Raw genomic sequence first — 26109 nt, forward strand, 5'->3', positions numbered from 1 at the left:
CGACGACATGCGCGGCGATGGGAATACCCTCTTACGCCGCATTCGGCGGACGCTTGCACTGACTCAGTATTTCTATCTCTCCGTCATCAGAAATCTGCTCCAATGTGACATCAAATTTCCACAGCCGGTGCAGATGCTTCATGACCTCATCTTTCGAGTCGGCCAGCGGAATGCCGTGCTGCGGTACATAGCGCAGAGTAAGCGAACGGTCGCCTCTCACATCCACGTTATATATCTGAATATTGGGTTCAAGGTTACTCAGATTATACTGTGCAGATAACTTTTCACGGATCTTCAGATATCCCTGTTCATCATGTATGGCGCTGACACTAACGAACGACTTACTGCTGTCATCTTCGACGGCGAAGAGTTTAAAGTCGCGGATCAGTTTCGGTGACAGGAACTGGCTGATAAAGCTTTCATCTTTGAAGTTATGCATGGCAAAGTGAACCGTTTCCAGCCAGTCTTTTCCCGCAATTTCAGGCAGGAAATGCCGGTCCTCGTCAGTGGGATTTTGACACACCCGTTTAATATCCATAAACATATTAAAGCCCAAGGCATAGGGGTTGATACCCGAGTAGTATGGGCTGTTATATTCCGGCTGCATCACCACGCTACTGTGACTATGCAAAAACTCCATCATAAAGCGGTCAGTGACCAGTCCCTCGTCATACATCTGATTTAAGATATGGTAATGCCAGAAACAGGCCCAACCTTCGTTCATCACCTGCGTTTGTTTTTGCGGATAAAAGTACTGGGATACCTTGCGGACAATACGCACTACCTCGCGCTGCCAGGGCTCCAGTAACGGGGCATTTTTTTCGATAAAATAAAGCAGATTTTCCTGTGGCTCGGCAGGGAAGCGCTGTCGCTGTGGTTTGCCGGAGGCCTTGGCTTCAGGTAGCGTTCGCCACAACTCATTCACCTGAGATTGCAGGTATTTCTCGCGCTGCTTCTGGCGCGCCTTCTCTTCCTGAAGTGACACTTTTTGCGGACGTTTGTAGCGGTCTACCCCATAATTCATCAGTGCATGGCAGGAGTCCAGGACGTTCTCTACTTCCTCATAGCCGTACTTTCGCTCACATTTAGCGATGTAGTTTTTGGCAAAAACCAGATAGTCGATAATCGAGTCGGCATCGGTCCATGTCTGAAACAAGTAGTTGCCTTTAAAAAAGGAGTTGTGACCGTAGCAGGCATGCGCCATAACCAGCGCCTGCATGGTAATGGTATTTTCTTCCATCAGGTACGCGATGCACGGGTTGGAATTGATGACAATCTCGTAGGCCAGCCCCATCTGTCCCCGTCGGTATTGCTGTTCGGTTTGTATAAACTTCTTACCAAATGACCAGTGCGTGTAGTTAATCGGCATGCCAATACTGGCGTAAGCATCCATCATCTGTTCAGCAGTGATGACCTCAATCTGATTGGGGTAGGTGTCGAGCTTAAAATTGGCAGCAATACGGTCAATCTCTTTTTCGTATTGCTCAATCATTTCAAATGTCCAGTCGGGGCCGTCACTTAACTGCGTTGTCTTAGCCTGGCGTTTAGGTGCCATACTGACCTCCAGTAGCGGATTTTCGTTCGGTGCGCGCAAAGAGCTCTCTGAACACCGGATAGATATCGCTGACCTGCTGAATGTGCTTGCACACAAAGTTGTCGACCAGCGCCTCAACCTGCTGATATTCCCGCCACAGGCTTTGATGCTGGCGTTCCGTGATTTCGATATATGCAAAATAGCGGGTTAAGGGCAGCAGTTTTTTCATCAGCAATTCGCGGCACTGAGGTGAATCATCAGCCCAGTTATCGCCGTCTGATGCCTGTGCTGCATAGATATTCCAGTCTGTGCCTGTATAGCGCTCCTGAATAATCTCATCCATTAGCTTAAGCGCGCTGGAGACAATCGTACCGCCGGTTTCCTGAGAGTAGAAAAACTCATGTTCATCTACCTCTTTAGCCTGCGTATGATGGCGTATATAAACCACCTCCACATTCTCATAAGTTCGGGTGAGGAAAAGGTAAAGCAGAATATAGAAACGCTTTGCCATGTCCTTGGTGGCCTGATCCATCGAGCCGGACACATCCATCAAACAGAACATAACGGCTTTGCTGGTGGGTACAGGTCTGCGGTCGTAGTTTTTGAAGCGTAAATCAAACGTATCGATGAAAGGGACTTTGGCTATTTTGGCTTTGAGCTGTTCAATTTCCTTCTCCAGCTCCATAATTTTCAATGTGTTATCGTGTTTGTCCGCTTTCAGCGCCTGCAGTTCTTCCTCTAATTCCCTGAGTTTTTTGCGATTGCCGCCCGTAAGCGCAATACGCCGAGCTACCGATCCTTTCAGTGAGCGGACGATATCTAGGTTACTGGGGACCCCGTCGGTTTGATATCCGGCACGGTAGGTTTCGTACTGTACGACTTTATCGAACTGATTTTTTTTCAGGTTAGGCAGGGCGAGATCATCGAACAGTAAGTCCAGATACTCATCTTTACTGATTGAAAAAACGAATTCATCCTCACCTTCGCCACTGTCGCTGGCATCACCTTCACCGGCACCCTGGCCGCCGCCAGAAGGGGGGCGATTGATCCTGTCGCCGGCCGTGAACTGATCATTTCCCGGGTGTACGACGTCGCGTTTGCCTCCTTTTCCGGTATGAAATACAGGTTCAGAGATATCGCGGGTAGGAATACTGATTTCCTCTCCGGTTTCCAGGTCGGTAACAGAGCGTTTGCCCACCGCGTCGGATACAGCGCGCTTGATCTGACTTTTGTAGCGTTTCAGAAAGCGCTGACGGTTGACGGTGCTTTTGCCCTTACTGTTAAGTCTTCTGTCTATAAAATGCGCCATAAGCACCTTCTTAAGTGACTACACCCTCCTTACGATGCTTTTCGCACACGCAGATACCATTCACAAAGCAATCTGACTTGCTTTTGTGTATAGCCTTTTTCTTTCATGCGATTGACAAAGTCATCGTGCTTTTTCTTATCTTCGGTGGAGCCTTTGGTGTTGAATGAGATGACCGGTAACAAGTCCTCTGTGTTAGAGAACATTTTCTTCTCGATAACGGTGCGCAGTTTTTCGTAACTCGTCCACGCGGGATTTTTGCCGCTATTATTGGCGCGGGCACGCAGCACGAAGTTGACAATTTCGTTTCGGAAATCTTTGGGGTTCGATATGCCAGCTGGCTTTTCCGTCTTCTCCAGTTCTGCATTTAACGACTCGCGGTCGAATAACTGGCCGGTTTCCGGGTCGCGGTATTCCTGATCCTGGATCCAGAAATCAGCATAGGTCACATAGCGGTCAAACAGGTTCTGGCCATATTCAGAGTAAGACTCCAGATAGGCTGTCTGAATTTCTTTGCCGATGAATTCGACATAACGCGGTATCAGATACCCTTTTAAAAACTCCAGGTAACGATCGGCCGTATCCTGCGGAAATTGTTCGCGCTCTATCTGACGTTCCAGTACATAAAATAAGTGAACCGGGTTGGCCGCCACTTCCTGATGATCAAAGTTAAAAACCCGCGATAAAATTTTAAAGGCAAAGCGGGTAGACAGTCCTTCCATGCCCTCATCGACACCCGCGTAGTCGCGGTACTCCTGATATGACTTGGCTTTGGGGTCGGTGTCTTTCAGACTTTCCCCATCATAAACCCGCATTTTTGAATAAATACTGGAGTTTTCCGGCTCTTTAAGCCGCGATAACACGGTGAACTGCGCCAGGCACTCCAGTGTGTCCGGTGCGCAGGGAGCACCGTTAAGCTCACTGTTATCGAGCAGCTTGCGGTAAATATTAATTTCTTCGCGCACACGCAGACAATAGGGCACTTTGACGATATAAACACGGTCCAGGAATGCCTCGTTGTTTTTGTTATTTCTGAACGTCTGCCACTCTGACTCATTGGAGTGAGCCAGAATCAGCCCGTCGAAGGGCAGGGCAGAAAAGCCCTCAGTAGGATTGTAGTTACCCTCCTGGGTTGCCGTCAGTAAAGGGTGAAGCACCTTGATTGGCGCTTTAAACATTTCAACAAATTCCATCAGGCCCTGGTTGGCCTTACACAACGAGCCTGAGTAGCTGTACGCATCCGGATCATTCTGAGCAAACTGTTCAAGCCGGCGAATATCTACCTTTCCGACCAGTGAAGAAATATCCTGATTGTTTTCATCTCCGGGTTCCGTTTTCGCAATACCCACCTGATCCAGCACCGAAGGGTAGACCCGGACCACGCGAAATTTAGTGATATCTCCATTGTATTCATGAAGACGTTTTCTCACCCAGGGTGACATGATGGTTTTCAGATAGCGTTTAGGGATGCCGTAGTCTTTTTCCAGTAGGTGGCCATCTTCGTTGACATCAAACAAACAAAACGGATGGTCGTTTACCGGAGAGTCCTTAAGCATATAAATCGGGACTTTCTGCATGAGCTCTTTCAGGCGCTCTGCCAGCGATGATTTACCACCACCTACCGGGCCTAACAGATACAAGATTTGCTTTTTCTCTTCCAGGCCCTGTGCGGCATGACGGAGGTAGGAAACAATTTGTTCTATGGCTTCTTCCATTCCATAGAATTCGCTAAATGCAGGATAACGCGCAATGACACGGTTGGAGAAAATTCGGCTTAGCGCTGGATCGTTTGATGTGTCAATCATTTCCGGCTCGCCGATAGCCTTCAGTAGTCTTTCTGCTGAGTTTGCGTATGCAAGAGGGTCTGACTTGCAGATTTCAAGAAACTCCTGGATGGTAAATTCTTCCTGCTTACGCTCCTCGTATCGATTCTGGTAATGTTCGAAAATACCCATGATTACCCCTAGAAAAAACGGATGCCCGTTCTTTTATCTTAGTCGGTATTCGGAAAAGCGTTAGAATTTTATAACGTATTTTGGAATAACCCCGCCCTATTTTGTCTAAACAAAAATTGAACTTTTTCCCAATAAAAACGTCTAGTTACGTTATTCGTAAGTTAACTTTTTTGTAACAAATATGAACAGTAGGGAAGTCAGGGGAGTAAGAGGACTCTCGTGAAGTGCGAACGTGAATTTGCGCTTAATGTAGAGAAGCATAAGGCCGACTGCATCATATCGGATATAAAAAAACGCCCGCAATCACGCGGGCGTTTTTAATGTACTTATAAACTTATGCAAAGTTTTCTGAGGCAAAGTCCCAGTTAACCAGTGCCCAGAAACCTTCCAGGTACTTAGGACGCGCATTACGATAATCGATATAGTAAGCGTGTTCCCATAAATCTACTGTAAGAACCGGCGTTACACCGTCTTCAGAAATTGGCGTTTGCGCGTTGCTGGTGTTCACGATATCCAGTGAGCCATCAGCAGTTTTTACCAGCCAGGTCCAGCTTGAACCGAAGTTGTTTACTGCTTTGTCGTTGAATGCAGCCTGGAAGTCTGCGAACGAGCCCCACTTCGCTTTAATGGCATCAGCCAGCGCACCAGTAGGTTCGCCACCACCGTTAGGGCTTAGGCAATGCCAGTAGAAAGTGTGGTTCCACACTTGTGCTGCGTTATTGAAAACACCGCCTTCTGAAGATTTGATGATCTCCTCAAGGCTCTTGTTTTCCATATCGGTACCTTCAACCAGGCCGTTTAGCTTGGTAACGTAAGTCGCGTGGTGCTTACCATAGTGGTAGTCCAGCGTCTCAGATGAAATATGAGGTTCCAGTGCATTTTTTTCATAAGGTAATGCCGGTAATTCAAAAGCCATACGAATCTCCATGTTGGTTCTAATTTGTCATTCCGACGAATGGTTTATGCTCGCATTGCGCCGGATTCGGTCTTAGCTTATCTGGGATATTGGGATTAATCTTTGTAATCCAATGACAAATTTATGAATTTTTCAAATTGTCTTGCCAGCGAAAGCTGTTACGGGTTGTGCATCATGCCTGTTCTGACTTACTTGGTAGCCTGTAATGTCCCAAACAGATCACTTCTGTTATGCGAAGTTTCCGCCTGATGGCAGGGTAGTAAACCCGTTCACCTCAAAATATCCTCTGTGCTATCATAGCTGACCTTGAAAAGTGAAAAATCACGCCCACTTATACGGGTAAATTTACGTTGCCGAGAGGAAACCATGGACAATACTGAAACCCAAGCCACTGTTGATAAAATTAAGCAGCAAATTGGAGAAAATCCAATCCTTCTTTATATGAAAGGGTCTCCGAAGCTGCCTAGCTGTGGTTTCTCTGCACAAGCCGTTCAGGCTCTGATGTCTTGCGGCGAGCAGTTTGCGTATGTTGATATATTGCAGAATCCTGACATTCGCGCAGAGCTACCAAAATACGCTAACTGGCCGACGTTTCCACAGCTGTGGGTAGAAGGCGAGCTGGTAGGCGGCTGCGATATCATCATTGATATGTTTCAACAAAACGAACTACAGCCGCTTATTAAAGAAACTGCGGCAAAGCATAAAGAAGCAGAGTAAGCTCGACGCTTTCGACGGGACGCAATCCTGTCGCGTTGCACACATGGAACCGGCCAATGGCCGGTTTTTTTATGCCTGGATATCGTCGCGCACTTCTTGGCAACAACACATTTTGACCTTAGCGCCTTTACCCGTATTCAAGCCTGACGAAAAAGCACCAATTTTATTTCCCCCGAATAGTCTATAGACAAGTGAGAAAACACGATCCTCTACGTGCTGAAAATATATTTTTAAATCGTTAAAAAGTGTTTGTTTTCAAGGGTTTTAGTGTCTATAAATCGTAACTCTGGTTCGCAGTAAAGCCAGTGTTGAAGGTAAATAATAAAGACATTTTTCAGGCTGAACTCCACAGTTGAAACCACTGAGGCTCAGACCCGAAATCACATCCGGGAAACCACTATGAAAACATCATTGTCATTACTGACAAAAAACGTACGCGCCGTACTCGCTGCATCGGCGGCGTTAAGTGCTATGGCGGTAACGCCTGTTTACGCACAGGAAGAAGAAACTGCTGAAACACCTGATGATTATGAACAGATTGCGGTTGTTGGTACGCGCGCAGCGCCTCGCTCAGTCGGTGAGTCTGCTGTACCTATCGACATCATCTCCGACGAAGAATTTAAAAGCCAGGGCTCGACCGACATGGTGTCGATGATGCAAACGGTGGTGCCGTCGTTTAACGTTAATGACCAGCCTATTAATGATGCGTCATCACTTGTACGTCCGGCTAACCTTCGCGGTATGGCATCAGACCATACGCTGGTGCTTGTAAACGGGAAACGTCGTCACCGCTCTGCGGTTATCACCTTCCTCGGCGGTGGCCTTTCAGATGGTGCACAAGGCCCTGATATTTCGGTTATTCCTGCCGCTGCACTGAAGCAGGTTGAGGTATTGCGTGATGGTGCGGCTGCACAATATGGTTCAGATGCGATTGCCGGGGTAGTTAACTTTGTACTTAAAGATGCCGCTGAAGGTGGCTCTGTTGAAGCGCGTTATGGCTCGTATTACGAAGGTGATGGCGACATGATGCAGATCTCCGGAAACGTGGGAATGCCGCTTTCCGATGATGGATTTATCAACCTTACCGCGGAATACCGTACAGCCGATCCAACCTCACGCAGTGTGCAGCGCGACGATGCTGCTGCGCTGATTGCAGCGGGTAACACTTTCGTTGCTGACCCTGCGCAAGTCTGGGGGAGCCCGGAAATCAAAGATGATGTAAAACTGTTTGCTAATCTGGGGTTACAGTTAAACGAAAATGCTGAGGCATATCTGTTTGGTAACTATGCCGAGCGTGAAGTGGAGGGGGGCTTTTACTATCGGAATCCGCACAACCGTGGTGGTGTGAACGATGGTGGCATTGAAGAGGCTGATGTCAACGGCGATGGTGTCATAGACGATGGGGAAGGTTATCAGCTTCTGCTGGTTGGGGATCTGACCGGCGATATGTCAGGAAACTGTCCCACGGATATCCGCGTGGGCGACAACGTTTTACAAAATCCGCGTTATATCGACCAAGTTGCAAATAATCCGGATTGCTTTGCGTTTAACGAAATTCTTCCAGGCGGTTTCACACCAAAATTCGGTGGAACCATCAAAGATATGTCACTGGTATTCGGTACGCGGGGCGAGTTGGACAACGAGATCGCTTACGACGTGAGTGTTAATCTGGGACAGAACGAAGTTGATTTTGCCATTAGCAACACAATTAACCCGTCGTTAGGGCCGGATACCCCATTTGAATTCAGCCCGGGCAGATATATTCAGTCTGAGCAAACTTTCGACTTAGGTTTAACCAAGCCATTTGATGCAGGCCTTTACGAGCCATTGTTTGTTGCAGGTGGCTTCCAGTACCGCCATGAAACTTACGAGAGTATTGCCGGCGACCCGGCATCGTATGAAATCGGTCCATTGGCTACGCAAGGGTTTGGTATCGGCTCAAACGGGTTCCCTGGTCTGGCTGCAAACAGTCAGGGCGAAGTGTCCCGTCATAACATCGCCTTTTATCTTGACGTAGAGGCGTACGTGACAGAAACATTTATGCTGGCTGGTGCACTGCGCTATGAGGATTTTTCTGACTTTGGGAACACCACCAAAGGCAAAATTGCTTTCCGCTGGCAGGCTATGGAGAGCATTGCGTTTCGTGGTGCATACTCTACCGGCTTCAAAGCACCCACACTGGGACAGAGCAACGTGCGTAACGTGACGACTGCGTTTGGCACAGATGGCCGACTTATCGACCGTGCCACTCTGCCACCTACCGATCCGGTATCGCAACTCAAAGGCGGCGAGCAACTTACGCCCGAAGAGTCAGAAAGCATTACCTTCGGTATGGTCGCTGACTTTGATAACGGCTTATTCCTGACTATCGACTATTACAACATCGAACTGACAGATCGTATCAGTACGGCCTCCGGTATTGCGCTAACTCAGGAAGATATTGATACGTTACTGGGACTGGGGATTCGGGATGCGTCCAGCTTCTCGGAAATCAGCTTCTTCACTAACGACTTCGATACCACTACCGAAGGTGTTGATGTAGTCGCAAACTACTCCATGGAAATGCTTGGCGGTGATACCAAGTTCTCGCTGGCATACAACTGGACCGAAACGACCGTTGACCAGGCGTCTGATAACATTTCGGACTTCCGTATCCGTATGCTTGAAGACAACCTGCCAGCGGTTCGATACAGTGCTACCGCTAATCATACCAATGGTGACTGGCGCTTCCTTGCACGCCTGAACTACTATGGCAGCATTTTTGAGGACCACCTGGACTCAGGGCTACCTATTGATAAGGTTGGCTCGGAATACACGCTGGATCTGGAAGTAGGCTACGACTTCTCGGATGAACTTACGGTGGTACTGGGGGCTAAAAATGCTCTGGATGAGTACCCTGACCGAAATGTGCAGTGGGACACCGAAATTGCAGGCTCAGCTTATCCCACTACGTCTCCCATTGGGATAAACGGCGGCTTCTACTACGTTCGGGGTATTTATACTTTCTAACACATGAAGCTGGGAAGCAAAGGGGGCGTAGGCCCCCTTTTACACCCCAAACAGCGCAATAAGAGCGCGAAAAAAAAGTACCAGTGAAGATGCCAATAAGTCTGCGCCCTGAAGGGCGAGCCCGGAAGCACGCATCTGCGACTTTCGACTTCCTGACAGGGACTGCCTGTGGATCCAGGGTTTGCACACGGCATATTCAGGACTCGCTGAATGGCTGCAGACTTATTCGCATCTTTACTGGGTGATAACAGGTGAAAAAGCACGCAGTTACTGGCAAACTATCGGAACTACGCGCTGTTATATTGTCGTCAAAAGGCACACAGATAATAATTTATGACAACTAAGTCGACACTGGCAGACACTTTTTTAAAGTATCGTACACGTTTAGTGCGAGCGGTGGGCGCGATTGTGAATCCGGATGACATCGAAGATATTGTCCAGGAAGCGTTTATAAAAAGTTATGAGGCTCAGTTAAATCAGGAAATTCGCTTCGAGCGAACGTACATGCTGAAAACAGCCCGTAATCTGGCCCTGAACCATGTGACCAAAGCATCTTCTCAGCTAAATCAGTCGATGGAAGATATGGATCACCTGCCGCAGGAGCTGGTGGGGCACAGCCTGGAAAAAAATGTAGAAAGCAAAGAGCGATTTATCCATTTTTGCCGTGCAACAGATACGCTGTCACCTGATGTGAAACGCGTATTTTTATTAAAAAAAGTCTATGGAATGCGTCAGCGGGATATTGCCGAACTGGTAGGAATAAGTGAGAGCACTGTGGAAAAACACGTGGCGAAAGGTCTCATGCTATGTGCCAGATATCTTGCAGATACACCTCAGGATGCCGCGAAAAGCGGGCAACCTGGCTTTAAATCAGGAACAGGACATACGCAGTAGTCATGAGTAATATCCGTCAATTTTCCAGCCGGGAAGATATTCAGGAGCAGGCATGTCTGTGGATCAGCAGACTGGACCGGGGGCTTTCTGAAGAAGAAAAAGCTGAGCTGAATGCGTGGCTACGTGACAGCAATTCACATCGTGAAGCGTTAATGGAGTACGCCAGTCTCTGGGATGACATGAGCGCGCTAAATGAGTTGAGTGGCTTGTTTCCGCGCAAACAGGTTAAACAGGATTCCGGCCGCGTCAAACGCCTGGTTAATCAGGCTCGCTGGAGTGTTGCAGCTGGATTCTTATTAATGGCGATCGCCGCTGGCGTTATCGTTGATCGAACTTGGTTTAGCGCGCCTGTCGAGGTAGCCAGTACCTCACAAAAAGTCGTCACCGGGATTGGTGAGCAAAAAAGCCTGACACTGACCGATGGCTCGGTTGTCCATCTGAATACCAACAGCATCGTAACGGTTACTTTATCAGATGAAGCGCGGGAAATTGTGCTGCTTAAAGGTGAAGCGCACTTTACGGTTGCGCATGACAAGACACGTCCATTTATTGTCACAGCAGGGAACAACACCGTCACTGCCGTAGGCACAGCATTTAACATGCAATATGTGAATGACAATGCGTTTGAACTGGTAGTGACCGAAGGACGTGTTCTGGTAAAAGATCGTTTTGCCATTACAAACAATAATCAGTCGCTGTTTAACAGCGAGCCGGTTTCCGGTGAAGGCCTGCTTATGTTTTCCGGCGAAAAAGCAACGATTCGCGGCGATGTGGAAGATAAAGAGAACCTTTCTCAGGATGATATCGAAGACGATCTGGCCTGGCAAAAAGGCATGATTGTGTTTAAAGGAGAACCTCTGGAGCAGGCGCTGGCAGAGATTGGCAGATACACGCAACTGCGTTTTTCTATCAGCGATGAAAGACTCAGGCAACGCCGGGTGGCTGGCTATTTTAAAGTGGGTGATATTGATGGTCTGCTTAACGCTCTGAAAAACAGTTTCAATATTGAACATACAAAGCTGAATGAAACCACGATCGCCTTGTCTGAGACCGAAACGACGTCCTGAACCCTGAGGTAAAGGCAGGTTCCGCCTGCCTGTTGTACTTACTTACAATCCGCCTTTAAAGTTAGCTTGGCAGGTAAAGTCGGATTGTGACAGTATGGTCATTCTTGTTATAAAAATAATCAAACAGTAACCAGCACTCGTGTTGAAAGCGTCGCTTTTCCCTATTAATTTTCATCTTTTTTCCCGCCAGTCGTGCAAGCGTTTTGGGTGGCAAATTCTGACGCTCTTCTTTTTTTCAGCATCTACATTTGCCGCAGATAAAGTGGCGTTTTCGATCCCGGCACAAACTGCTGATAACGCGCTTACAGAGTTCGCCCGTCAGGCAAATACGACCTTGTTGTTTCCGCCGGAGCTCGCAGAACAGATAACCACTAACGCACTGGAGGGGGAGTACACCGTCGCACAAGCGTTGGCGCTGCTGTTACAGGGAACGGAACTAGCGATGGTGGTCGATGAAGAGGGCATGGTAAGCGTGCGAAGCAAAGCGGCTCTGGTTTTCTCTGAACCGACAACAGAGATAGCAAAGGAAACCGAGGATAGCGGCGATTACCCTATGGAGCGGATTGCAGTCGTGGGCAGTCGCAGCGCCCCGCGCTCTGTCGTCGACTCTCCCGTGCCTCTGGATATTATTGGATCTGATACGCTTAGCTCACAGGGCAACAGTGACGTGCTGTCGATGTTAAGCGTGATGGTGCCCTCACTGAATGTCAATGATCAGCCAATCAACGATGCGACCAGTCTGGTGCGTCCTGCGAATCTGCGGGGCATGGCGTCCGATCACACACTGATTTTACTTAATGGTAAACGTCGCCATCGTTCAGCGGTGATCACCTTTTTAGGTGGGGGGCTGTCGGATGGGGCGCAGGGCCCGGATGTATCAGTTATTCCCGCGTATGCGTTGCGTCAGGTAGAGGTATTACGCGACGGCGCAGCCGCACAGTATGGTTCCGATGCTATTGCCGGCGTAATTAACTTTGTGCTGAAAAATGATGCTGAGGGCGGCAGTATTGCCTTAAAAACCGGGCAGTTTGGAGAAGGTGACGGTGAAATGTTGCAGCTTCAGAGTAACGTCGGATTGCCGTTGCAGGATAATGGGTTTATCAATCTGACAGCCGAGTATCGCCAGCAACAGGCAACGTCGCGCAGCGTACAACGGGATGATGCGGCAATGCTGTTACAAAGCGGGAATGAACAGGTTCGCGATCCTGCTCAGGTCTGGGGCACGCTGGATGTCGATAAGGACATTAAACTGGCTGCAAATCTGGGATGGGATATCACTCAAGCTACCCAGGGTTATGCGTTTGCAACAGCGGCGTGGCGAGAGATAACGGGCGGCTTCTATTTTCGTCATCCTCATGATCGGGTAGGGGTATTCCGTCATCCGGATGAATCATCACCGCCACGATTGCTGGTGGCTGACCTCGACGGTATCGGTCAGGGAATCGAATGTCCGGTCATTCTGATTACTTCTGACAATGTTCTGACGCAACCGGATTATCAGCGTATCGCGGATAACGACACTGCGCTGGGAAGCAACTGTTTTGCGTTTAATGAATGGTTCCCTGGCGGCTTTACACCTGAGTTTGGGGGGCGGATCGCAGATGCTTCGCTGTTTGCCGGCGTGCAGCACGAGACCGAATCAGGCTGGTCACTCGATTTCAGCGCCAGTATAGGGTATTCAAATATAGACTACCGGCTTAATGGTACTGTGAATCCGTCAATGGGGCCTGAATCTCCATTGTCCTTTTCTCCGGGCGATGTCAGCCAGGTGGAAAGAACAATAAATATTGACGCGTCCAGACAATATCACACCTGGCTGGAAGAACCGGTAAATGTGGCGGTAGGCGCTGAATGGCGGCGCGAAACGTATCATCAGCAGGCCGGTGACACGGCGTCCTGGTTTACCGGGCCATATGCGTATGACGCTAACACCGATGCCACCACAGGACTGAGTGTTGGCTCAAATGGTTTTCCTGGTTACCAGCCCCAGTCCGAAGGACACTGGAGCAGAAATAACTGGGCACTGTACGCTGATGTCGAACTGCTTCTGACGACCAACTGGCAAGCTGGTTTTGCCACCAGGTTTGAACACTTTTCTGACTTTGGTACCACGTTCGATGGCAAATTTACTACCCGGTTTGCGTTAACTGACACCCTGGCCCTGCGGGGCTCCGTGAGCACTGGCTTTAAAGCACCGACCGTGGGGCAAAGCAACGTGATTAACGTTACTACCGCGTATAGTGCCAACGGCCTGGAAGACCAGGCCACGCTACCGCCCACAGATTTAATTTCAAGACAGCTTGGAGCGACGCCACTGAAGCCGGAAGAGTCGGTCAATATGAGCGTGGGGTTGGTGGCTCACTGGCATGATGCACTGTATCTTACGATGGATTACTTTGATATCCGGTTACAGGACAGGATCAGCACCACCTCAGCAATCCCGCTGACACCTCAGGATATTGCAGTGCTTGAGCAGTTGGGACGGGACGAGGCTGCTAAATATGACAGTGCCAAGTTCTTTACCAATGACTTTGATACCCGCACGCGCGGCGTTGACGTTGTGTTGCAATATGGTTTCAGCGCCGGTGGCATTCCACACACGTTAATTGCTGCTTACAACTGGACCGATACACAGGTGGAGAGAGTGACGCTTTATCCGGCGGAGGTCGAAGGTGAGGTCGTAATGATGCCGAATCTTACCGCGCAGCGGATCCGAATGCTGGAAGATAACCTGCCGGCCCATCGTGCGACATTGTCACTTAAGCAGGTATTCTCAGCACTCACAGTGGACTGGCGCGCGAATTATTACGGTAAGTTCTACGAAGACCATTTGGATGCCTCTGCCGGAATGGATATTTACGGCAGCGCCATGGTGACCATTGATATGGAAGGGACCTGGCAAATCAGCCCGCACCTGTCGGTCTCAGTCGGAGCCCAAAATGTATTTGATTCAGTGCCCGACGACAATCCTTACAAGGGCGTTGTCGGGGCGCTGTACCCGCCGACGTCCCCCAGTGGTATAAACGGCAGCTTCTACTATTTATCGACTAACTGGCAGTGGTAGCGTCGCCTGACGCAGCGCGAGGAACGCTTTCTTCGCAGTTATCGCTACTCCCGTGTTTTCTAAAAACAGGTGTATGCCGGATAAGCCACATTTGAGTCGTCGACAGTCAGTTGAGGATGTTCATCAACGATATCCTGGTAAAGTGACGGTGCTTTTAGCTTCATCACACGCATTTGTGCCAGATGCGCGCCGCTAATCGCGGGAGAATACGCCATCAGGATATTGATGATTGCTTTTGCATCCTTAGCCCGGTCACGGGTCGCAACATGGTATAACGCAAGATATAACGGGTCGGGGGTATTGGGAAGTTGGTAGTAGGGTACACCTACTTGTTCCAGATACTGAAGTGCCTCTGGCGCCCCTGCGTTGACAGCAAGAAACAGAAAGTTTCGGCCGTAGATGTCCGTCATGTACAGACCGACGCCAGTCTCTTCGATTTTTTGTAAGTTGTTCACAAAACGATCGTTGTCTTCCAGGTAGGAGAAGTTCCAGGCATCCGGCACAAGTCCGGCGCCGGCGAATGCGGCATAGCTCTCAGGAATATAAGCAACAGATTCGTGAAATACCCGTGGTACCGCCTCCGGGAAGTCGTCCAGAATTGACATGGCGAGTTGCCATTCACCATCCGACAGAACCCGATAGTACCGACCTTCATCAAAATCTGAACGACGCCCTGGCCGTGCCTCAGTGAACATCACCTTTTCCCGTTTACACATTACCAGCTCAGGCGCCATTTCATACAGTTCATCATCACGATAATCGACCAGCTCACTGCTTAGCCATTTGGGTGACCAGGCTTCAGCAACCTGCTTTTTGAAACTGCGGCAGCGGGAACGTCTTTCTGCAGTTTCCTCACCGACTTGATCTGCGATCATTGCTTCCTGATGAGATTGAATTTGCGTGATCAGTTCTGATGAACGCGACGATGTCAGCGGTGGCATAATGGGCACTGTTTTCAGGTCAAACCCGTAATTCAGTTCCAGCGCCTCGTCCACCCCTTCCCAAAAGATAAACAGGTTAGCTGAGAAGCGGCTTTTAAAGCTGTCATTCTGAAATTCTGATACCGAACGCTGTCCCTGTTCTATTAAATCATTCGCCAGGGCAATTTGCGCCGCTACAGTGTTATTTTGTTCCTGCAGTGCCTCTTGAGGAAACCGGCTAAGTCCTGCCAGGACATAATCCAGAGTGGTACCCAGATAGGCATCTGACGCTGGCGTCGCGCCCTGTGCGATTAACCATTGCGCGAGGGCGGGGCGGCGGTTAAATGCCGCGACATCCAGCAACGAGATAGCCTGTTTATCAATGACATAGCTTCTCCCCAATCTGGCATTGATATCTTCAAGCTGTAACACAAAAGGCTTGATAGTCGCGTCGCTGAGATTGGGTTGCTGAATAAGCCAGGCAACATCGTCTACAATTAACGTCTCTTCGGAAGATATCTCAAGTGGTTTGTCATTTTTTACCGCCTCTTCGAGCCTGTCGACAGGAACGCCTCTGAATACGCCCATGCCAGAGGGCAAGTCAGGCATTTTTGCCCGCAGCGCTTTGTTCAATTGTTCATTCAGAGTATCGAGCTGGCTGTCCTTTTTACGGTAGTTATTCCGCCATTCCCTTGCAAAGTTGGGGTTGCGAAGCGCATCAATGGCCAGCGTGATGTCATCGACAGAGAAGCCGTCATCCAGGAAGGATGACAACCTTTCATCATCAAAATATTTACGGGTGACGCCATCAATACGGCTTTGTAATTCAGTGCATTGTTTATGATCTGCGACAAATACTGCTGCGGCTTCCTGTTGTACTTCTGGGGTATTTTTGGAGCTGCGGGTTGATGCAGGGGAGGATTTTGCCGGCGTTTCAGGGTTTGATTCAGATGCCGGCTCATGCGGTAGTCCGAACACCAGATAAAGAATCAGGAGTGAGGCGAAAATAAAAACGGATAAATACAACGCGCGAGCCAATTCACATCTTCCTTAATAGTAAATTTGCGCGATACAGAACGTGAAAAGAGAGGGTTACCCGACATCTCTGAATAAGGTTTCGTCGACGATTGTCGAGTCGATGATTTGCTGAGCCATTTGAATGCATTTGCCACATTGTGAACCGACATCAAGGCGCTGGCGCAATTCACGCATGTTCCCCACACCGCCTTCTTCGACAGCATTTCGTATCGCTTTGTCTGTGACACCATAACACATGCACACGTACATTTGGGAACCCCTGTTGACTCGTTGCAAATGATAATAATTGCTATTAGTGATTATTTCAACTTAATTCTACGCCGCGCTGCTACTTTTTTGATCACTTTTGTGGGGTGCATAAATGGTTTATGAGGCGAAGCGGGGAGTGATCAGAGCAGTTATCCACGTCAATGGCTTGTTATTTTCACATCTGCACCAATAATACAGGCGATAGCAAACAGCTATTTATTAAAAAAGCTGCCAGCGACAAGGCAGCACGATCAATAATTCAATTACGGAGTGAATCATGAGCGTACTAGTCGGGCGCAAAGCCCCTGATTTTACAGCTGCAGCTGTTCTGGGTAGCGGTGAAATTGTAGACACTTTCACACTGAGCGAAGCCATTAAAGGCAAAAAAGCAGTATTGTTCTTTTATCCACTGGACTTCACCTTTGTGTGTCCTTCAGAACTGATTGCTTTTGACAAGCGCTACGAAGAGTTTCAGAAGCGCGGTGTTGAAGTCATTGGCGTGTCTATCGACTCTCAGTTCTCTCACAACGCGTGGCGAAATACGCCGGTAAATGAAGGCGGTATTGGCCCGGTCAAATACACGTTGGTAGCTGATACAAAACATGAAATTTGTCAGGCTTACGATGTAGAGCATCCGGAAGCGGGTGTCGCATTCCGTGGCTCGTTCCTGATTGATGCAGAAGGCGATGTTCGCCATCAGGTTATTAACGATCTGCCGCTTGGCCGTAACATTGACGAGATGTTGCGCATGGTTGATGCCTTAAGCTTCCACGAAGAGCACGGTGAAGTTTGCCCGGCGGGCTGGACTGAAGGGAAGTCAGGTATGGATGCGTCACCAGAGGGCGTTGCTAAGTATTTGTCATCTGAAGCTGACAAGCTGTAAGATTTCTGACGTTATCAGATTAAAGCCCCGTATATCGGGGCTTTTTGCTTTTTGTGACTCTTGCAAAACGACTGCCACTTTCCTTCACTATATTTCTTTTACCCGCAATGATGCGTTTCACACGTTTACTACGGCTATTTGCAAGGTAGTAAGGGCCATTTCCACACCTTGCTATCAAGGCATAGCTGGCGCCGCTGACAACATCCGTAGGGTAGAAATTACGTAGCGTTGCCGTTAGCTACTTTCTGGCAATGGCCAGCCCCCAAGCGATTTATAGCGGTTGACGATATAGCAGAATAATTCGGTAGTACGGCTGGCATCATACAGCGCGCTGTGTGCTTCTTTCTGATCAAAAGCGATACCGGCTGCCTGGCACGCTTTCACCAGTACTGTCTGGCCAACGGCGAGACCGGCCAGGCTGGTGGTATCAAAAGACACAAAAGGATGGAATGGGGTCCGCTTTATATTGCTTCTTTCTATAGCAGCGTTAACGAAGCTCTGATCAAACGTGGCATTATGCGCGACGATCACTGACCGTTGGCATCCGGCCGCTTTCTGGGCTTTACGTATCGTTTTACACAATTCTTTCATCGCGTCGGTTTCATCAATTGCCCCGCGTAGCGGGCAGTCCGGTTTGATGCCGTTAAACTCAAGTGCAGCCGGTTCAAGGTTGGCGCCCTCGAACGGAATGATGTGCTGATGAAAGGTTTGGTCCGGAACCAACAAACCATCGTCGTTCATTTTTACCGTTACTGCTGCAATCTCAAGCAGAGCATCGGTGCTGGCGTTAAATCCTGCAGTTTCTACGTCAATTACAACCGGGAAATACCCACGGAAACGCGATGATAGCTGGCTGGCTTTGTCTGTCATATACTCTCTTAACTACAAAATTTACGTAAGGTCAGAAAACGGCTGCGTTTTCTGTCTACGGTACAGGTAGCGGATTATCGCAAGTAAGGCGTTGCCTATCCACCCCAGGAAAGTGCACACCTTATCATAATGCCATCCGGGCTTTGTGCTAAACTTTTCAGCAGTGTTGACGATATAATTACAGATAGCCACGTCACCTGCCAACGAGAGTAAAATCACATTCGCGTTATCAGCGAATTGTGGCAGTGATTCTCTTCAGTGGACTATTTCTGAACAGTGCGCGAATTAGGTATAACAACATGAAGCTTTTGTTAGTTATTGGATTACTGGTCAGCTCGCAAGCGTTTGCGGCGATGCGACAGTATGCGGCCCCGGTTGAGTCTTCGGACTGGCAGGTTGTGGAATCTTCACGACTCCAGTGCACGCTGGGCCATACTCTGCCGGGTTACGGCGATGCCTTATTTACCAGTGTGGCGTCTAAGCAGCTCAATATGGAATTTGAGCTGGATATGCACTTGCTGCCTAAAAAGTTTGAGGTAGCCGCAGTCTATTCTGTCCCCCCGCGGTGGATGCCAGGTCAGGCACCGAAACCGATTGCCGATATGACACTGAGAACCCAATACAATGGTGATTTGCCGGAGACGGCTGCCTGGACGATGTTGTCAGAGCTTGAGAAAGGCTACTGGCCCACTATTTATTATCAGGATTGGTATAACCAGTACGATAAAGTCAGCGTGGCTCTGAATGCCAGCAATTTCACGCCCCGTTATCGCGAATTCGCTGCCTGTGTTTCGAATCTGTTGCCTTACTCGTTTGAAGATATTGCTTACACTGTTTTGTCTTATGAGAAGAACAGTACTGAACTGACGAAATACGCGGAAAAACGTCTGACCATGATTGGTGAATACCTGAAAGAAGATAACCAGCTGGAACTGGTGTTACTTGACGGCTATACCGACAGCTACGGTGGCCGCTGGAATAACGAACAGTTGTCTATTCGCCGCGCTAATCAGGTGAAAACATATCTTTCTGCACTGGGTGTATCGGAAGAGCGTATCGAAGTCACCGGGCATGGCGAACGTCGCCACGTTGCGCCCAATACCAATGCTGATAGTCGGGCGCAAAACCGTCGCGTTGTGGTCAGGTTGTCCAAATCGTAAGACTGACCCGTATCCTACTTGCCTGCAGCGCTTACTATTGAGCTTCGGTAAAGGCTTTTACCGGCGGAATCTGGTCGGTAAACAGGCCGTCTACGTTAGCAATATTGGTTAACAACAACAGGACCTGCTGAGCACTCAGTCCCGCAGGCAAGGCATCGGCTCTGAAGGTGTATGGGTGAATAATCAAACCAGCCTCCTGCGCCTTTCTCAGCCAGGGTTGCGCGACAGGCTTACCCGCTGCGATGGAGTCAGGCTTTAAGAGCTGAGGTATCCATGGACCCATGCCATCAGCGACCTTGGCGACTTCCGCAATCCCTTCATCGCTCATTATCCAGTTGTAGTCGGTATCCGACTCCTGCCAGGCGTTATCGCCTATCAGCATCACCAGCTTGCCGTCATAACCCAGCTCATGCCGGATCCGTTTTATCTCCTTAAAGTCGAAACACTGAATGTAAAGTTGTTGCTCACTTATGCCGGCTCTACTAAAGGTGTCGAGCACAATTTTACTGGCATCAACGCCTTCAGACTGATGCCAGGCCGGAGACTTAATCTCGGTGTAAAAGCCAATGCTTTGTGAAAGCTGTCGGTTTAGCTGAGTGATAAGCTCAATATGCTCCGCTAAGCTTGCGATGCGATAACGCGCCGATGTTCCACGATACCGGTTCGGAAAAACAGGCGTACCATCGGCATTCTGACGCTCATGAACCTGCAACGTCAGGAGCTCTGAAAACGTAAAATCACGCGCATACCATCGTCCGTCTTCGCGGGCCCTTTCAGGAAACACGGTCTCAACGTCGGTGACGGTTTCCAGATGAATATCGTGCAGTACGACCGGAATATTGTCTTTGCTAATCACCACATCCTGCTCGATAAAGTCGGGATGCTGCGAGTACGCCAGCGTAGCGGCTTCAAGCGTGTGTTCGGGCAGGTAACCTGAAGCGCCGCGATGAGCGATAATATCAAACGCCGCAGTAGTGTGGCTTATCAGGCTCAACGCCGTCCCTGCGATAAGTGCCAGCCTGTTGGCTTTCATCATGTTAGTCCTTTTTCTCAATTAACTCGATGGCGTAATCATCCGGATCACGCACAAATGCGATAACCGTCGAGCCGCCTTTTACCGGCCCCGGTTTGCGGTAAACATCGGCACCATCAGCTTCCAGCTTTTCACAGAACGCATAGATATCATCCACTGCGAAAGCGACATGACCGTAAGCATTACCTTTTTCATAAGTATTGTCACCCCAGTTGTAGGTCAGTTCCAGTACAGCCTGTTCAGACTCATCTGCATAGCCGACAAATGCGAGGGTATATTCATAGTCTTTGTTGTCTGATTTACGCAGTAGTTTCATGCCCATCGTCTGGGTATAAAATGCAAGAGACGCGTCCAAATTTTCGACGCGCAGCATGGTGTGCAACATTCTCATGGGAAATCCTTAATAGCGCTTTTTTTTGAGGTCAGAAATTACAGCAAGGTAGTTTGTCAGCGATTGATAGCAAACTGTGGGCGGCAGAGCAAGTTATGCCGGACGAGCAGCCCGGCGCGTCGGATCAGATTTCCGTTTTCTCTTTAAACTCACACAAGTCTTCGATAGTACAGGAACCACAACGAGTCTTGCGGGCGATACAGGTGTAGCGGCCATGGAGGATAAGCCAGTGATGTACATCGATTTTAAATTCGGCAGGCACCACTTTTAACAGCTTTTGTTCAACCTGATCGACGTTTTTACCCATAGCCAGCTTGGTGCGGTTTGATACCCGGAATATGTGGGTATCGACGGCAATGGTAGGCCAGCCGAAGTATAAGGAAATTAGATGTTTGGTTTTACATCTTATATTTAAGTAAAATATTGTTCTCAGCGAAAACACGCAGCTTTGAGCACAAACAGTGTGAAAATCTTAGCTACTTTCTTCATTATCAATGTGTAAACAGGGAATAAATTCACATCGAAAACAGTCTCGTGTCGCTGTCATAATTATGCAGTTGCTCCTTCAATCTCTTTATGAATCCAGCATATTATTTGGTAAAAACAATCAAGCAAGACATATGAGGATACTCCTGATAAAGCCAGGGGCTTCCCGGAGAAAACGTACTCTCAGCGAGCGAGAATACATCAGCAGATAGCTTTGGCATAAAATACATCTGATGAGGAGGAAACGAAATCAACTTGTCTGTATCTTCGAGGTAAGCCTGATTATTTTTCGACATCATATACACCAAAGCCCCGACTTTTGCCGTGGGCAATTCATCCATCTCAAACTTTTTGGCGATTTCCCTCATTACTTGCTTGGTGCTGGCTCCAGCGTAAAGACGAGCTGTGTGATATTCTAATGTAGGTAATACTGTTTCGATTGCAGGTTTATTCAAACATGCTGGTTCAAACCGCCCATTTGGGTTACGCACTACTAAACAGGTAAAATCATTACTGCCCTTTTCTATGGTCTGAAATTTTCCGTCGCGGAACATAACGAATGACGCCGAATCAGTTATGTGGTTTGGCGCTGCTTCACTGGCAAACGCAATCTCTTGCTTTTCTTCATCCGTCATCGCAGCCGCCTCAGTGGTGACCAAAACGAAACCAATGACTGATACTATTTGGAAAACTTTTTTCATTTTACGATCTCTTGTAAATTCAATTCATTTTATTGGCGTATGCAAAAAGCGCACATCCTGTTCCATACCATTCTGCAACCCATTTTATATCAAGGATGAATACTAATTCGCTAAGCTACTTGTGACACACAACGAAAATCACTTTGGATGAATATCGTTCAATTCAGACGTGTTGACATGGAAAGATGGGAAGCAGGCTGATTCGCAGGCTTGACTAGGACGCTTCAAAAGAATAGACCACAGCCTAGTTTTCCACAATAGAGCATAGGGCTTATTAACACTATAGACTGACTAATGGCAATTTTCGGTGCAACCGTTACAGTAGTTAATTTGCGAAAAGTGTCATGAAAAAACGTCTGAAAGTTCTCAAAACCGAACGAGATTAGCTTAAGGCGACTTAGCAGAAGGGGTAGATGTAAATCGCCAAACAGTGAACGGACGAAAAAAGGCAAATACGCCCCGAGTTTACCATTAGCTTTTCAAATAGCTCGACTGTTTGAACTGACAATAGAAGAGGTTGTTCAGGGAAACAATGATAATTAAACAAAAAAAGAATTTACTAATAGCCAATCTGAACTTCTGGTTATCGTCTAAAAAAGAGTTAAGGCTATTCTATTCTGTCTTATCCTTGAATTCACACAGGTCTTCAATAATGCATGAGCCACAACGCGGCTTACGGGCAATACAGGTATAACGGCCGTGCAATATGAGCCAGTGATGTACATCCACTTTAAATTCTTTTGGGACTACTTTGAGGAGCTTTTCTTCGACCTTTTCTACGGTCTTACCCATGGCGAATTTAGTGCGGTTAGAGACGCGGTAAATATGAGTGTCTACGGCGATAGTCGGCCAGCCAAACGCCGTGTTTAACACCACATTGGCGGTTTTCCTGCCCACCCCGGGAAGGGCTTCCAAGGCTTCTCGGCTTTCAGGCACTTCGCCACCGTGTTGGGTTATCAGGATCTCGGCCATTTTATGCACGTTTACGGCTTTGCTGTTGTACAGGCCAATGGTTTTTATGTAGTCCTTGAGACCGTCTACACCCAAATCAAAGATCGCCTGCGGCGTATTTGCCACCGGAAACAATTTGGCAGTGGCTTTATTCACGCCGACGTCGGTGGCTTGTGCGGATAAGGTTACCGCGACTAACAGCTCATACGGGGTGGTGAAGTTGAGCTCTGTCGTTGGATGCGGATTGGCATCACGCAGGCGGGTAAGGATTTCTTTTCGTTTTGCGTTATTCATAGTTGTGTATGTGCGTCAGGTTTCAGCGGTAACACGTGCGCGAGTGGCTTTTTGTTTCACTGTCGCGCGCTTAGCAGCGATCCGGGCATCGATACCGTTTTTTATCGCGATAAGTAAGCCCATACCTAAAAAGGCACCAGGCGGTAAAATAGCCAGTAAAAACGGATTCTCGGTGGTAAACAGCGTGAGTGTCCAGTTATCTGCGATGGGGCCAAATAACCTGTCTGCGCCTGCCAGCAATGTTCCTGAACCGAGTATTTCCCGCATACCGCCGAGTATGACAAGAACCAGTGTAAACCCTACTCCCATCATCAGACCATCAAACGCTGCCGGGCCAACCGGGTTCTTAGACGCATAGGCTTCTGCTCTGCCGATAATGGCACAGTTGGTCACAATCAGGGGGATAAAAATACCCAGGGCAAGATAGAGCTCGTAAGTGAAAGCGTTCATAAGAAGCTGAATGATGGTAACAAACCCGGCAATGATCATCACAAACACCGGAATGCGAATTTCGTTTCTGACAATATTTCTGACCAGAGACACGGTCACATTGCTGCCAATCAGCACGAGAGTGGTTGCCAGCCCAAGCCCCAGCCCATTGATGAACGTCGCGGTGACGGCAAGTAATGGACACAATCCCAGCAACTGCACCAGCGCCGGATTGTTATTCCACACGCCTTGTAACGTGAGTGCTTTGTATTCGCTCATTATTGCTCTCTCTCGTTATCCGTTGGAGCACAGTCATTGGGTTGTGAAAACAGCGCTGACTGGTTCTGTTGTACAAAAAGCAGCGTATTTTTCACCGCCTCCACCACCGCGCGGGGAGTAATAGTCGCACCGGTAAATGCGTCAAAATCACCACCGTCTTTTTTTACCTGCCAGCGGGATAACTTGTCAGTGTCGAACTGTTTTTGATTAAATGACAATATCCAGTCGCTTACCGCGAGTTCTATTTTGTCACCCAGCCCCGGCGTTTCTTTGTGATCGACAACCCGAACGCCTAAGACTGTCAGGCTGGTATCAACCCCGACAACAAGCTCGATATTACCGCTGTATCCGTCCGGAGCGGTGGTTTCCAGTGCCAGCGCTGAGGGCGCTCCATCAATTCTGGCACGGTAAACCAGATGGGGCTCACGGTTACCCAATAGCTCAGAGCTGACAGCCGTGCAGTCTTCAAACAGCGTATTGGTATGGTAGTTTTCGGGTACGACCTCGTTTAATACTGCCAACAAACGTTTTTCCTGCTGATAAGCAATACGTTCCTCAGTGCCGGAATAAGTAAGTGCAATCAACGCGGTGGTAACGATCGCAAAAGCCGCCAGCATGCCGCCATTTTTCGATAGGGTAGACAGCATGGTTATCGACCTCCCTGCGGTTTGCGGGGGGCCGCACGACCATAGGTACGTGGCCGCGTATAGTAATCAATTAACGGTACGGCCATATTCATGATTATAACCCCAAAGGCGACGGCGTCAGGATAACCGCCGAATGTGCGGATGATCACAATCCAGAACCCAATAGCGGCACCAAAAATGATCCGGCCGCGAGGAGTGGTCGATGCCGACACCGGGTCGGTAGCGATAAAAAACGCACCAATCAACACGGCGCCGTTGAGCAGATGGAACACAGGTGAAGCGTAATGATCGCCATCAGCAAGGTGAAGCGCTAATGACACTATGGCTACGCTCAAAATAAGACTGCCGGGAATATGCCAGGTAATGATCCGCGTGCGGATCAGCAACAAACCACCGGCAAGATATGCCAGACTAACCAGTCCCCAGCCTTTGCCCATGGCATCAATTACCGGTGTTGTAAAAGTGGGTGTAGCAAGCAATTCAGAATAGGTTTTGCCTTGGGTCAGGCCGGTTTTTACTGCGTCCAGCGGCGTTGCTGCCGTAACACCATCGACCAGGGTGCGCAGTTGTGTGACATCGTAACCGTTTTGCGTAAAGCCGGTGAAAATGAGACTTACTGTATCAATAAAGCCGGGAGCGCCTCCCAGAAGACCTGCCGGTGGAAGCCACATCGTCATCGCGGCGGGAAAAGATACCAGCAGCATCACGTAAGCTATCATGGCAGGGTTGAACATGTTGAAACCCAATCCACCATATACCTGTTTTGCAACTGCGATAGCAAAGACGGCGCCCAGGATTGTCATCCACCAGGGCAGAGTGGGAGGGATGCTTACTGCCAGCAGCAATGCGGTTAATATTGCTGAGTAGTCAGACAGCGCCCGCTCTACATTCTTTTTTCGTAAGGTAAGTATGAGCCCCTCGCAAACCACGGCGGCGGCGACAGCAAGACATGCCTGAATTAATACACCCCAGCCAAACACGTAACACTGCGCAGCAATGCCCGGCACCATGGCGTAGATAACCATACGCATGACCTGGCCGGTATCGCGTTTTCTTCGAAGGTGTGGAGAGCTGGACAGACTCAGTTTCATTGCTCGTTATTCTCGTTGTTATTTTGCGCTTGTGCCGCCTTTTTGGCTTTAGCTTTAGCTTTCGCTACCGCGGCGGCGATGCGGCGCTTTTTCTCTTCCTCAGGAGAAAGCGATTCTGCATAGCTGGCCTGCGTACCTGCGGGTTTTGTGTCTTCAGTGACACTGGTGTCATTATCAGGTTGTTCGCCGGGCGCCTTCGTGCTCTCTGCAGTATTAGCAGTATTA

At 48.8% G+C, this 26109-nt stretch carries 22 protein-coding genes and 1 pseudogene; 7 read left to right on the forward strand and 16 right to left on the reverse strand.

The features are described from left to right. Positions 1-31 precede the first annotated feature (31 nt). The 4 genes from JKP77_RS13670 to sodB all read right to left on the reverse strand — a co-directional run bounded on the left by JKP77_RS13670 (position 32) and on the right by sodB (position 5711). Positions 32-1555, reverse strand: coding sequence for a SpoVR family protein (locus tag JKP77_RS13670; RefSeq protein WP_218311718.1), 1524 nt, complete (start codon positions 1553-1555; stop codon positions 32-34). Next, entirely contained in the window at positions 1545-2843 is a 1299-nt protein-coding gene (locus JKP77_RS13675) for a YeaH/YhbH family protein (RefSeq protein ID WP_218311719.1), read from the reverse strand. The genes JKP77_RS13670 and JKP77_RS13675 overlap by 11 nt, the downstream gene beginning before the upstream one ends. Before the next feature lie 29 nt (positions 2844-2872). Beyond that, complete coding sequence (locus JKP77_RS13680; RefSeq protein ID WP_218311720.1) at positions 2873-4795, reverse strand: PrkA family serine protein kinase; 1923 nt, start codon at positions 4793-4795, stop codon at positions 2873-2875. A 334-nt stretch (positions 4796-5129) separates the two neighbouring features. Continuing rightward, the gene (gene sodB / locus JKP77_RS13685) at positions 5130-5711 is read right to left on the reverse strand and encodes a superoxide dismutase [Fe] (RefSeq protein ID WP_218311721.1); all 582 of its coding nucleotides are present in this window, start codon (positions 5709-5711) and stop codon (positions 5130-5132) included. 366 nt (positions 5712-6077) lie between these two features. Here sodB and JKP77_RS13690 point away from each other — a divergent pair, with 366 nt between their 5' ends. The 5 genes from JKP77_RS13690 (at position 6078) to JKP77_RS13710 (ending at position 14462) form a co-directional block, all read left to right on the forward strand. Further along, a complete protein-coding gene (locus JKP77_RS13690) occupies positions 6078-6428 on the forward strand; it encodes a Grx4 family monothiol glutaredoxin (protein WP_218311722.1) in 351 nt (116 codons plus the stop codon). Positions 6429-6827: 399 nt separating this feature from the next. Beyond that, positions 6828-9437 carry a TonB-dependent receptor plug domain-containing protein gene (locus JKP77_RS13695; protein ID WP_218311723.1) on the forward strand — a complete coding sequence of 870 codons (2610 nt, stop codon included), beginning with the start codon at positions 6828-6830 and terminating at the stop codon, positions 9435-9437. Positions 9438-9770: 333 nt separating this feature from the next. After that, the gene (locus JKP77_RS13700; RefSeq protein WP_218311724.1) at positions 9771-10331 is read left to right on the forward strand and encodes an RNA polymerase sigma factor; all 561 of its coding nucleotides are present in this window, start codon (positions 9771-9773) and stop codon (positions 10329-10331) included. Between the two features lie 2 nt (positions 10332-10333). Next, a complete protein-coding gene (locus JKP77_RS13705) occupies positions 10334-11398 on the forward strand; it encodes a FecR family protein (RefSeq protein ID WP_218311725.1) in 1065 nt (354 codons plus the stop codon). Between the two features lie 262 nt (positions 11399-11660). After that, entirely contained in the window at positions 11661-14462 is a 2802-nt protein-coding gene (locus JKP77_RS13710) for a TonB-dependent receptor domain-containing protein (RefSeq protein ID WP_338024873.1), read from the forward strand. Positions 14463-14521: 59 nt separating this feature from the next. On the opposite strand, the gene JKP77_RS13715 is transcribed toward JKP77_RS13710, so the two are convergent. Next, positions 14522-16420 (reverse strand): hypothetical protein, encoded by a 1899-nt coding sequence (locus JKP77_RS13715; protein ID WP_218311727.1) that lies wholly within the window; start codon positions 16418-16420, stop codon positions 14522-14524. A gap of 54 nt (positions 16421-16474) precedes the next feature. Then, positions 16475-16669: a bacterioferritin-associated ferredoxin gene (locus tag JKP77_RS13720; RefSeq protein WP_218311728.1), complete on the reverse strand. Its 195-nt coding sequence runs from the start codon at positions 16667-16669 to the stop codon at positions 16475-16477. Positions 16670-16946: 277 nt separating this feature from the next. Between JKP77_RS13720 and JKP77_RS13725 the strand changes: the two genes are divergently transcribed. Then, on the forward strand, positions 16947-17552 hold the full coding sequence (locus JKP77_RS13725; protein WP_218311729.1) for a peroxiredoxin: 606 nt from the start codon (positions 16947-16949) through the stop codon (positions 17550-17552). Positions 17553-17786: 234 nt separating this feature from the next. On the opposite strand, the gene rnt is transcribed toward JKP77_RS13725, so the two are convergent. Further along, positions 17787-18422 (reverse strand): ribonuclease T, encoded by a 636-nt coding sequence (gene rnt / locus JKP77_RS13730; protein WP_218311730.1) that lies wholly within the window; start codon positions 18420-18422, stop codon positions 17787-17789. Between the two features lie 299 nt (positions 18423-18721). Here rnt and JKP77_RS13735 point away from each other — a divergent pair, with 299 nt between their 5' ends. After that, positions 18722-19582, forward strand: coding sequence for a flagellar protein MotY (locus tag JKP77_RS13735; RefSeq protein WP_218311731.1), 861 nt, complete (start codon positions 18722-18724; stop codon positions 19580-19582). Between the two features lie 34 nt (positions 19583-19616). On the opposite strand, the gene glpQ is transcribed toward JKP77_RS13735, so the two are convergent. From glpQ to JKP77_RS13780, 9 genes and pseudogenes are all read right to left on the reverse strand, one after another. Further along, on the reverse strand, positions 19617-20615 hold the full coding sequence (gene glpQ, locus JKP77_RS13740; RefSeq protein ID WP_218311740.1) for a glycerophosphodiester phosphodiesterase: 999 nt from the start codon (positions 20613-20615) through the stop codon (positions 19617-19619). A gap of 4 nt (positions 20616-20619) precedes the next feature. Further along, positions 20620-21006, reverse strand: a complete 387-nt coding sequence (gene gloA / locus JKP77_RS13745; RefSeq protein ID WP_218311732.1) for a lactoylglutathione lyase — start codon at positions 21004-21006, stop codon at positions 20620-20622. A 124-nt stretch (positions 21007-21130) separates the two neighbouring features. Further along, positions 21131-21382 (reverse strand): annotated as a pseudogene (locus JKP77_RS13750) (endonuclease III); the annotation flags it as partial. 214 nt (positions 21383-21596) lie between these two features. Further along, positions 21597-22193, reverse strand: a complete 597-nt coding sequence (locus JKP77_RS13755; RefSeq protein WP_218311733.1) for a chromate transporter — start codon at positions 22191-22193, stop codon at positions 21597-21599. Between the two features lie 612 nt (positions 22194-22805). Further along, positions 22806-23438, reverse strand: coding sequence for an endonuclease III (gene nth, locus JKP77_RS13760; RefSeq protein WP_218311734.1), 633 nt, complete (start codon positions 23436-23438; stop codon positions 22806-22808). A 15-nt stretch (positions 23439-23453) separates the two neighbouring features. Next, the gene (locus JKP77_RS13765; protein ID WP_218311735.1) at positions 23454-24146 is read right to left on the reverse strand and encodes an electron transport complex subunit E; all 693 of its coding nucleotides are present in this window, start codon (positions 24144-24146) and stop codon (positions 23454-23456) included. After that, the gene (rsxG, locus tag JKP77_RS13770) at positions 24146-24793 is read right to left on the reverse strand and encodes an electron transport complex subunit RsxG (protein WP_218311736.1); all 648 of its coding nucleotides are present in this window, start codon (positions 24791-24793) and stop codon (positions 24146-24148) included. Before rsxG ends, JKP77_RS13765 begins: the two co-directional genes overlap by 1 nt. A 2-nt stretch (positions 24794-24795) precedes the next feature. Continuing rightward, on the reverse strand, positions 24796-25884 hold the full coding sequence (gene rsxD, locus JKP77_RS13775; RefSeq protein WP_218311737.1) for an electron transport complex subunit RsxD: 1089 nt from the start codon (positions 25882-25884) through the stop codon (positions 24796-24798). Then, positions 25881-26109, reverse strand: a 229-nt coding sequence (locus tag JKP77_RS13780) for a hypothetical protein (RefSeq protein ID WP_218311741.1), incomplete at its 5' end; no start/stop codon positions are given. The genes JKP77_RS13780 and rsxD, both read right to left, overlap by 4 nt.

This window comes from Alteromonas antoniana (assembly GCF_019249295.1).
Lineage (GTDB): Bacteria > Pseudomonadota > Gammaproteobacteria > Enterobacterales > Alteromonadaceae > Alteromonas > Alteromonas antoniana.